The organism is Solibacillus sp. FSL K6-1781 (assembly GCF_038630735.1).
Classification (GTDB): Bacteria; Bacillota; Bacilli; order Bacillales_A; family Planococcaceae; genus Solibacillus; species Solibacillus silvestris.
This window is the reverse complement of sequence record NZ_CP152038.1, coordinates 1-10000: the sequence shown is the minus strand read 5'-3', so window position 1 is coordinate 10000 and position 10000 is coordinate 1. Positions and strand designations below refer to the sequence as shown.

Below are 10000 nucleotides of genomic sequence, written 5' to 3'. Positions count from 1 at the left end.
AGTTCAGTTTATATCCCTGAGTAATTACACGTGAAATATAAAAGCTTCTATTAGATGAAAGATCCACAATTTCTCCTGTACGTGTCAATTTTACAAGTGGGCGTGTAGGTGAGTACTTATTAATGAACATTACTTCACCCAACTCTAAATTCGATAATTCAATTTTCGTTCCTATTGGTAAGTCAACGACAATATTCATTAAAGCCTGAACAACCTTAATATCGAATTTTCCAAACTCCTCTTCCTTAATCATTTCAATTACTTTGAAAAGAGATTGTTTTGAACGATACATACGCTCACTAGTCATTGCATGGAACACATCTGCTACAGCAATAATTTGGGCAAATATTGAAATTGACCCGATACGATCACCTTTTGGATAGCCGCTGCCATCCAAACGTTCATGGTGCTGATATACAGCAACTTTCATAATATCCTTTATAGCGGTTACGTTTTTAATTAGTAAGTAACTATAGTAAGGATGTTTTCGTACTTCCCCAAATTCTGATTCTGTTAATACACTCTTCTTATCCCGTATACGTGAGGGAATTCGCGACATTCCACTATCAGCTAGCATTCCGGCGATAGCCAGCTGAATCGTATCCCCTCGTTCATATCCCATTTTCTTTGCAATGACTGCTGCAATTAATCCGGTAGCGATACAATGATGATATAAATAGTCCTTTGCATTCGAATAACTGTTTAAATCGAATATGTAAGAGCGATCCTCTAAAACCATATCCATTAACGGGAGCATTATGTTTCTCACTTTTGTCAGATCGACTCTTCCGCCCGCTTCCCAATTTGAAAACTCTTTTTTCAATTGTGCAATACCATCAAGATAATATTTTTCGAAACTTGTGAATTGCTGTAGCGGTATAGCTACTGGAGGGATATCCAATTTTTCTTCATTCAGCTCGATTTCTTCAACTTCAATTTCATTATGTACTAATACTGTTTTTAAATTAAATAAATCAAACACACGTAAGTGCTCAGGTTTTACTTTTGTATTTTTATAGATAATCGGATATTGTGTATTGGCGAAAATATCTTCAGCAATTATCTTACCTAACTGCAATTCCTCAACTCTTATCAATATTGCTTCCAATTTCACAACCCCTTATGCTTATTATCAGTTATACGGAGAAAAAATCTTATCATATAATTTAACTCTTACTAGATAACTGCTAAATTTTTCATATTATAAGTTAATTATAGCGAATGGAAAATAAAATACAACCAAAAAAAGTAATCTAGATAGTCTAAACTAACTAGATTACTTTTTAAATTACTCTTCTATACCTGAATTGGACTCTCCCTCAATTTCAGAATCGATTTCTTCATCATCCGGAGCATCTTCTTCTTTTTTTACTCGTGCCACAGTTGCTACATATTCGCCTTCAGCAAGTCTGATTAAACGAACGCCCTGTGTGCTACGCCCGATAACAGATATATCGTTTACATCCATTCGGATTAACATACCGTTAATCGTAATCAGCATAATGTCTTCTGATCCATCCACAGCCTTTACTGCGCACATTTTACCGTTCTTATCGGTAATTTGCATCGTTTTCAGACCTAATCCGCCACGGCTTTGTAAACGGTATTCAGATTCTGGTGTACGTTTACCGTAACCATTTTCAGTGACAACTAAAATTTCCTGACCTGGTTCAAGAATTTCCATACCTACTACAAAGTCACCTTCACGAAGTTTAATACCACGTACCCCGGCAGCTGAACGACCCATTGAACGAATATCGTCTTCTTTAAATCGTACTAACATACCATCGCTTGTACCGATAATAATTTCCTTCGTGCCATCCGTTAAGTGAACAGAAATTAAATCATCGTCTTCACGTAATGTAATGGCGATTAAACCATTTGTACGGATATTGGCAAACTGATCAACAGGTGTACGTTTTGTTACCCCTGTTTTCGTAGTAAAGATAAAGTAAGCATCTTCTTTAAACTCTGTTACGCGAATCATTGCAGTAACATGCTCACCTTTATCAATATTAAGCAAGTTTACTATTGGTAAACCCTTCGCTTGGCGACCAAACTCAGGAATTTCATATCCTTTTGCACGGAACACTTTCCCTTTTGAAGTGAAGAACAGAATTGTATCGTGTGTAGAAGTGAATAATAAATGTTCTACAAAGTCATCTTCATTCGTTCCCATACCTTGTACACCACGGCCACCACGTTTTTGTGAGCGATACGTGTTCGCAGCTAAACGTTTAATATACCCGTTATGTGTTAATGTCAGTACCGAGTTTTCACGAGGAATTAAATCTTCGTCTTCGATCATTTCTAAGCCGCCAGCTGTAATTTCAGTACGACGCTCATCACTGTAGCGTTCTTTAATATCCGTCATTTCTGTACGGATAATTTCGACTACTTTTGCTTCGTCAGCTAAAATCGCTTTTAATTCATCGATTAATTTTAATAGTTCCTGGTACTCAGCTTCAATTTTTTCGCGTTCCAACCCACTTAAACGCACAAGACGCATATCTAAAATTGCCTGTGCTTGGCGTTCAGATAAATTAAAGCGCTCCATTAATTGAGGTCTTGCTTCTTCCCCGCTGCGAGATGCTCGGATAATAGAAATAATTTCATCGATATGATCAAGCGCAATACGTAAACCTTCTAAAATATGTGCACGTTCCTCTGCTTTTCGAAGTTCGAATGCAGTACGACGTTTAATAACTACTTTCTGGTGTTCTAAGTAATGATAAAGCACTTCTTTTAGACTTAATACTTTTGGCTGCCCGTCAACTAGCGCAAGCATATTTACACCAAAGCTTGATTGCATCGCTGTTTGCTTGAATAAATTATTCAATACGACATTTGCATTTGCATCACGGCGTACTTCAATTACAATACGCATACCATTACGGTCTGATTCATCACGTAAATTAGTAATGCCATCGATTTTTTTGTCGCGAACTAACTCAGCAATTTTTTCAATTAGTTTCGCTTTGTTAACCTGATATGGCAATTCGTGTACTAGAATTGTCTCTTTGCCGTTAGAAGCTTGCTCAATTTCTACTTTAGCCCGAATTGTCAGTGAACCACGGCCCGATTCATATGCACGGCGAATACCGCTGCGCCCTAGAATAATTCCCCCTGTAGGGAAATCCGGACCTGGAATGATTTCCATTAGCTCTTCAGTCGTAATGCTTGGGTTATCTGCCACTGCTAATACGCCGTCAATTGTTTCTCCAAGATGATGTGGCGGTATATTTGTAGCCATACCTACTGCGATACCAGAAGCACCATTCACTAATAGATTCGGATAGCGCGCCGGCAATACTAAAGGTTCATTTTCACTACCATCATAGTTCGGTCCATAATCAATCGTATCTTTATTAATATCGCGCAACATTTCCATCGCGATCTTTGACATACGTGATTCCGTATAACGCATTGCTGCTGCACCGTCGCCATCAACAGAACCAAAGTTACCATGGCCATCGACTAGCATATAACGGTAGCTGAAGTCTTGCGCCATACGCACCATTGCATCATAAATTGATGAGTCACCGTGAGGGTGGAATTTACCCATTACGTCCCCTACAATACGGGCACTCTTTTTATATGGTTTATCTGAAGTATTTCCTAGCTCCTGCATACCATAGAGGATACGACGATGTACTGGTTTAAGCCCATCACGTACGTCTGGTAAGGCACGCGAAACGATAACGCTCATCGCATAGCTTAAGAAAGATGATTTTATTTCTGTTGTAATATTTCTAGATTCAATATGTCCATGCTGAATGTCAGACAAAATAAGGACCTCCTTCCAATTGCACTAACTAATCAATTATGCCCGAGCATAATTGCATCTTTCAGCGGGTTTTCAAACCGCTGAAAGATGTTAAATATCCAAGTCTTGCACGTATACTGCATTTTCTTCGATAAAATCACGACGAGGTGCAACTTCATCACCCATTAAGTGATCGAAAATTTTATCCGCTTCAATTGCATCATCCAATTCTACTCGAATTAAAGTACGGTGCTCTGGATCCATTGTTGTATCCCATAATTGTGTCGCATTCATTTCCCCTAAGCCTTTATAACGCTGTACATTAGGTTTCGGTAACTTCGGCAGACGGTTTAAAATATCTTCTAACTCCTGATCTGAGTAGCAGTATTCAACATGTTTCCCTTGTTTCACCTGATAAAGAGGCGGTTTTGCTGCATATACATAGCCCGCTTCGATTAACGGACGCATGAAACGGAAGAAGAATGTCAGCAATAGTACACGAATATGTGCACCATCGACATCGGCATCCGTCATAATTACAATTTTATGATAACGTGCTTTTTCTAAATTAAATTCTTCACCAATACCGGTACCAAATGCTGTAATCATCGCTCGAATTTCGGCATTCGATAAAATACGGTCTAAGCGTGCTTTCTCAACGTTAAGGATTTTCCCGCGCAATGGTAAGATCGCCTGGAAATGACGGTCACGTCCTGATTTAGCAGAACCACCGGCAGAGTCACCCTCTACGATATAGATTTCAGATTCGGCAGGGTTTGTTGAAGAACAGTCTGCTAACTTACCTGGTAAGCTTGAAACTTCCAATGCAGATTTACGACGTGTAAATTCACGAGCCTTTTTCGCTGCTACACGAGCACGTGCCGCCATTGTACCCTTTTCAATAACTTGACGTGCTACCGATGGATTTTCAAGCAGGAAACGTTCAAATCCGTCTGAGAATAAAGCATTTGTAATCTGGCTTACTTCAGAGTTCCCTAGTTTTGTTTTTGTTTGACCCTCAAACTGAGGTTCCGGGTGTTTTATTGAGACAATTGCCGTTAAACCTTCACGAACATCTTCGCCTGTAAGGTTGGCATCCGATTCTTTAATTAAGTTTGATTTGCGGGCATAGTCGTTAATAACACGTGTTAAGGCAGTTTTAAAGCCCGATTCGTGGGTACCACCCTCATATGTGTTAATGTTGTTCGCAAAAGACATTATATTCGAGCTGAAACCTGCATTATACTGCATGGCAATTTCAACCGTAATGCCTTCTTTTTCACCCAACACATCAATTGGCGCATGAATCGCTTCTTTATTTTCGTTAATATGCTCAACATATTCGCGAATACCGCCTTCAAAGTGGAATGTCTCCGAACGTTCCTGTCCTGTACGCTCATCTGCAATCGTCAGGCTGATGCCGCGATTTAAATAGGCTAATTCACGGATACGTGTTGCTAAAATATCGTATTCATAAACTGTTGTTTCTTTAAATATTTCGCTGTCCGCTTTAAATCGAGTTGTTGTACCTGTATGGTCTGTTTCGCCAATGACTGTTAATTGTTGAACAGTATGACCGCGCTCAAAAATAATTTCATGGATTTTACCATCTCGATGTACTTGAACAATTGTCTGACTTGATAATGCGTTTACTACAGAAGCACCTACACCATGAAGACCACCTGATACTTTGTAGCCTCCGCCTCCGAATTTACCGCCGGCGTGCAGTACTGTCATAATTACTTCAACAGCAGGCATACCCATTTTTTCCTGAATATCTACGGGAATACCACGACCGTTATCTTCTACGCGAATCCAATTGTCTTGTTCAATTGTTACTGTGATTCCTGTACAATAACCTGCTAAAGCTTCATCAATACTATTATCAACAATCTCCCAAACTAAATGGTGCAATCCTTTTGAACTTGTTGAACCAATATACATGCCCGGACGTTTTCGAACAGCCTCTAATCCTTCTAATACTTGTATTTGATCCGCATCATAAGATTGCTGGACTTTATTATCTTCTAAAGCCACTATTGTTCACCTACTCTTTCATAACTATCAGTATGCTTCTTTTTTACGTATTTCAATGCACTTATGGTTGTTCAATTGTTCCTTGTATGACACGGAACAATTTTGCGTGCTGTATTGTGTCATGGTGAATGCCTTCTACACTCGTTGTTGTAACGAATGTCTGGACCTCACCTTGAATTGTATTTAATAAATGTGATTGGCGATAATCGTCCAATTCAGATAAAACATCATCCAATAAAAGAATCGGTGTTTCCTTCGTTTCCTGTTTGATCAGTTCAATTTCGGCAAGTTTTAAAGATAATGCCGTCGTGCGTTGCTGCCCTTGTGAGCCATATACTTGAACATCATAATCATTGACAAAAAACTGCAGATCGTCCCGATGAGGCCCTATAAGTGTTACGCCTCTCTCAATTTCACGCTGCTTCACTTCTTCTAGCTTCTTTGTTAAGTAATCCGCCATTTCTTCGGCAGTCCAGCTTGCATCCATCCCGGTTACAGGACGGTATTTTATGACGAGCTTTTCTAATCCCCGCGAAATACCAAAGTGAATCGGTTCAGCCCAATCCTGTAAAAGCTCGATAAACTGAAATCTTTTACGAATAATTTGAATTGCCGCCTGCACATATTGTTCAGTATAAATTTCAAACATCACATCGGATGCGAGTGATTGTTTACCCATATTCTTTTTTAATAAATGATTACGTTGTTTCAAAATCTTTTGGAATGTTAGTAAATCATGTAAGTAAACAGGGGAAATTTGTCCGATTTCCATATCGATGAATCTTCGGCGAATTTGGGGGCTGCCCTTTACGATGTTCAAATCTTCAGGTGCAAACATTACTACATTCATCTGTCCGATATAATTGCTTAGTTTCGTTTGTTCAAGATGATTGATTTTGCCCTTTTTGCCTTTTTTTGAAATCGTCAATTCGATAGGAACGCCACCGTAACGCTTATTTACCACACCTTCTATTTTACCATAATCCGCATCCCAACGTATTAATTCTTTATCGTTCGCGGTACGATGAGATTTGGCCATCGCTAGTACATAGATTGATTCCATTACATTTGTTTTTCCTTGGGCATTTTCCCCAATAAAAACATTAATTTTATCTGAAAAATCCAGTGTTAACGATTCGTAGTTACGATAATTTGTTAGCTGCAAGCGCTCGATGTTCATGAATTAATTTTCTCCGTTTTCAATAAATGCATCGACAATTTTGTAACGTCCTACACCAGGAATATTAACTACATCTCCATGACGCAGTTTTTTCCCGCGGCGATCTTCCACTTCTCCATTTACAAACACTTCATGTTCACTTAAAAACCACTTTGCCATACCGCCAGAGCTAATTGTATCTGTCATTTTCAGCGCTTGACCAAGCGTTATAAATTCTGTATCAATTACTAATTCATTCAACGTAATTCATCCTCCACTTAAATAAAGTCTTATCATTCTATCATACCTAAAAATTGTCCATAAGTAAAAAAGGAACGGTCTCAATAACAAGTTAAGACCCTTCCTTTTAGAATTTTTATTGAATTTTAGTAAGTACGTACCGGTAAAATCAGCTGCAATATTGCATCATCCGCAACAGAACGTAAGATGAACGGGCGCATTGCACCTGTAAATTCAATGACTACATCTTGTCCATCGATCGCTTTTAAGGCTTCCATCATATATTTCGCACTGAATGAAATTTTCAAATTTTCGCCTTCTAAACTTTCCACTTGGATCTGCTCTTCAACTTTACCTATCTCAGGTGAATTCGATGAAATTTCGACCGTTTGATTTTCAAGTGTTTCAAAACGAACAACATTATTGCGATCTTCACGAGCTAAAAGTGAAGCACGGTCAATTGCCTGCAATAAAGATTTTCCGTTAATAGTGATCATTGTTTTAAACTCTTCCGGAATTAAACGTGATGTATCCGGATAATTGCCTTCTAAAAGACGAGAGAAGAACAGGACATCATCTGTTTTAAATAAAACATGCTGATTTGTTAATACGATTTGAACCGGATTATTTGTGTCTTCTAAAATTTTGTTCAATTCATTTAAACTTTTACCTGGAATTACGACTGAAGTAATATCATTTGGTAAATTTTCAAGATTGACTTTGCGGCGTGCTAAACGGTGACTATCCGTTGCAACGCATATTAATGCATCGGCTTCAACTTTCCAGTTTACACCTGTCAACACTGGACGGCTTTCCGATGTCGCTACAGCAAATACAGTTTCTCTAATAACTGATTTTAATAAATCGGTTGGAATCGTAAATTGTCGGTCAGCAGCAATTTCAGGTAATTGTGGATATTCTGTTGCATCTAAGCCGATAAGGTGGAATTCCGATTTACCTGAACGAATGATTGTTGCATAGCCATTCGTAATTTCAATTTCAACTTCATTTGTCGGCAATTTACGGATAATTTCATTGTACATACGAGCTTGTAACACAATAGAGCCTGTTTGAGTAATATCCATAATTTGTTCGCCATTTTCTTCTACCGGGATGAAAGTCTGGATTGTAATGTCTGCATCACTACCAGTTAACGTCATACCTTCGTTTGTAACATCAATTTTAATTCCCGTTAAAATAGGAATCGTTGTTTTGGAACTTACAGCTTTCATTACATCGTTTAATCCTGCTAAAAGACGATCACGTAAAATAGTAAATTTCATTAGTTTACCTCTCTTATATAATTAATTATTTATTTAAAGATATTAATAGATATAGTAATAGGGCCTGTGAATTTGTGGATAACCCCTAATTTAAACAGGCAGAGCACGCTATCCACATGTTGATAAGCTGTGAATAGGTATGTGTGAAAAACATAAAGTTATACACAGAGATTATTTACCTAACATACTACGTATTTGTTTAATATCCTGCTGAAGCTGCTGATCTGTTTTAAGTAAGGAAGAAATCTTTTCATGGGCATGGATCACTGTTGTATGATCACGGCCTCCAAACTCCTCACCAATTTTAGGTAATGAGTAATCTGTTAGCTCACGCGATAAATACATCGCCACTTGACGAGGATAAGCAATCGATTTTGTCCGGCGCTTAGCCTTAAAATCTTCCAGACGTATACTGTAATGTTCACCAGTTGCAGTTTGAATATCTAAAATCGAAATCATGCGCGGTTTTGAATTTGGCATAATATCTTTTAAAGCTTCTGCAGCAAGTTCAGGCGAAACATCCATATTTACTAAGGATGAATAGGCCACAACCCGTATTAATGCCCCTTCAAGTTCACGAATATTTGTATCAACCTGATTGGCAATATAAAGCATGACTTCATTTGGAATATCGAGCCCATCTGCTTTGGCCTTCTTACGTAAAATAGCAATACGTGTTTCCAAATCTGGTGGTGCAATATCCGTAATTAGTCCCCATTCAAAGCGTGAACGCAAACGGTCCTCTAAAGTAGGGATTTCCTTTGGAGGGCGGTCACTTGAGATGACAATCTGCTTTGATTCTTCATGCAGTGTGTTGAATGTATGGAAGAATTCCTCTTGTGTCGATTCCTTACCAGCCAAAAATTGAATATCGTCAATGAGCAGTACATCAACATTGCGGTATTTATTTCGGAAATCGATTGTTTTATTATCACGGATGGAGTTAATGAACTCATTTGTGAACTTTTCGGATGATAAATAGACGACATTTGCTGTCGGATTATGTTCTTTTACATAATGGCCAATTGCATGCATTAAGTGAGTTTTTCCTAAACCTACCCCCCCATAAATAAAGAACGGGTTGTAAGCTTTTGCGGGTGCTTCTGCTACAGCTAAGCTCGCTGCATGGGCAAAGCGGTTACCGGAACCAATAACGAATGTATCAAATGTGTACTTTGGATTGAGCATACCCGGGGTAATGTCATGGTGTTCACTTGATTTTGCTTGAGTAATTGGGGGCGGTAGTTCAAAGTCGTCTGCCGTCTGATCTTTCTGGACAACAAAATTAATGACTAGATCCTCTCCAGTTAACTCGTTTAATATTCCTGTAATCATATGGATGTAATATTGTTCAAGCCAATCGCGGGCAAAAGAGTTAGGCGCGGAAATCGTCACTTTTGTGCCACTATGCGCAAGAAGTTTTGTTGATTTCAGCCAAGTATCAAAGCTCGGTTTCGAGATTTTCTGTTCAGCTTGGGCAAGGACGGCATTCCATAGGTTTTCTAAATGTTCCAA

At 38.6% G+C, this 10000-nt stretch carries 7 protein-coding genes (1 of these 7 cut by a window edge); all 7 read right to left on the bottom strand.

Going from position 1 to position 10000, the window contains the following annotated elements:
* On the bottom strand, positions 1-1114 hold the 5' portion of the coding sequence (locus MHH37_RS00035) for an HD-GYP domain-containing protein (protein ID WP_342574514.1). 2 nt of this gene lie to the left of the window's left edge; 1114 of the gene's 1116 nt are visible here — the first part of the coding sequence; the start codon lies at positions 1112-1114; only part of the stop codon is in view: it crosses the left edge, with 1 base visible at position 1.
* A gap of 174 nt (positions 1115-1288) precedes the next feature.
* Positions 1289-3787, bottom strand: a complete 2499-nt coding sequence (gene gyrA, locus MHH37_RS00030) for a DNA gyrase subunit A (protein WP_008408396.1) — start codon at positions 3785-3787, stop codon at positions 1289-1291.
* Positions 3788-3877: 90 nt separating this feature from the next.
* The gene (gene gyrB / locus MHH37_RS00025) at positions 3878-5803 is read right to left on the bottom strand and encodes a DNA topoisomerase (ATP-hydrolyzing) subunit B (protein WP_008408395.1); all 1926 of its coding nucleotides are present in this window, start codon (positions 5801-5803) and stop codon (positions 3878-3880) included.
* Between the two features lie 61 nt (positions 5804-5864).
* On the bottom strand, positions 5865-6983 hold the full coding sequence (gene recF, locus MHH37_RS00020; RefSeq protein ID WP_342574513.1) for a DNA replication/repair protein RecF: 1119 nt from the start codon (positions 6981-6983) through the stop codon (positions 5865-5867).
* Between the two features lie 3 nt (positions 6984-6986).
* Positions 6987-7223, bottom strand: a complete 237-nt coding sequence (yaaA, locus tag MHH37_RS00015) for a S4 domain-containing protein YaaA (RefSeq protein WP_008408393.1) — start codon at positions 7221-7223, stop codon at positions 6987-6989.
* A 125-nt stretch (positions 7224-7348) separates the two neighbouring features.
* Positions 7349-8485, bottom strand: coding sequence for a DNA polymerase III subunit beta (gene dnaN / locus MHH37_RS00010; protein ID WP_342574511.1), 1137 nt, complete (start codon positions 8483-8485; stop codon positions 7349-7351).
* Between the two features lie 171 nt (positions 8486-8656).
* Entirely contained in the window at positions 8657-10000 is a 1344-nt protein-coding gene (dnaA, locus tag MHH37_RS00005; protein WP_008408391.1) for a chromosomal replication initiator protein DnaA, read from the bottom strand.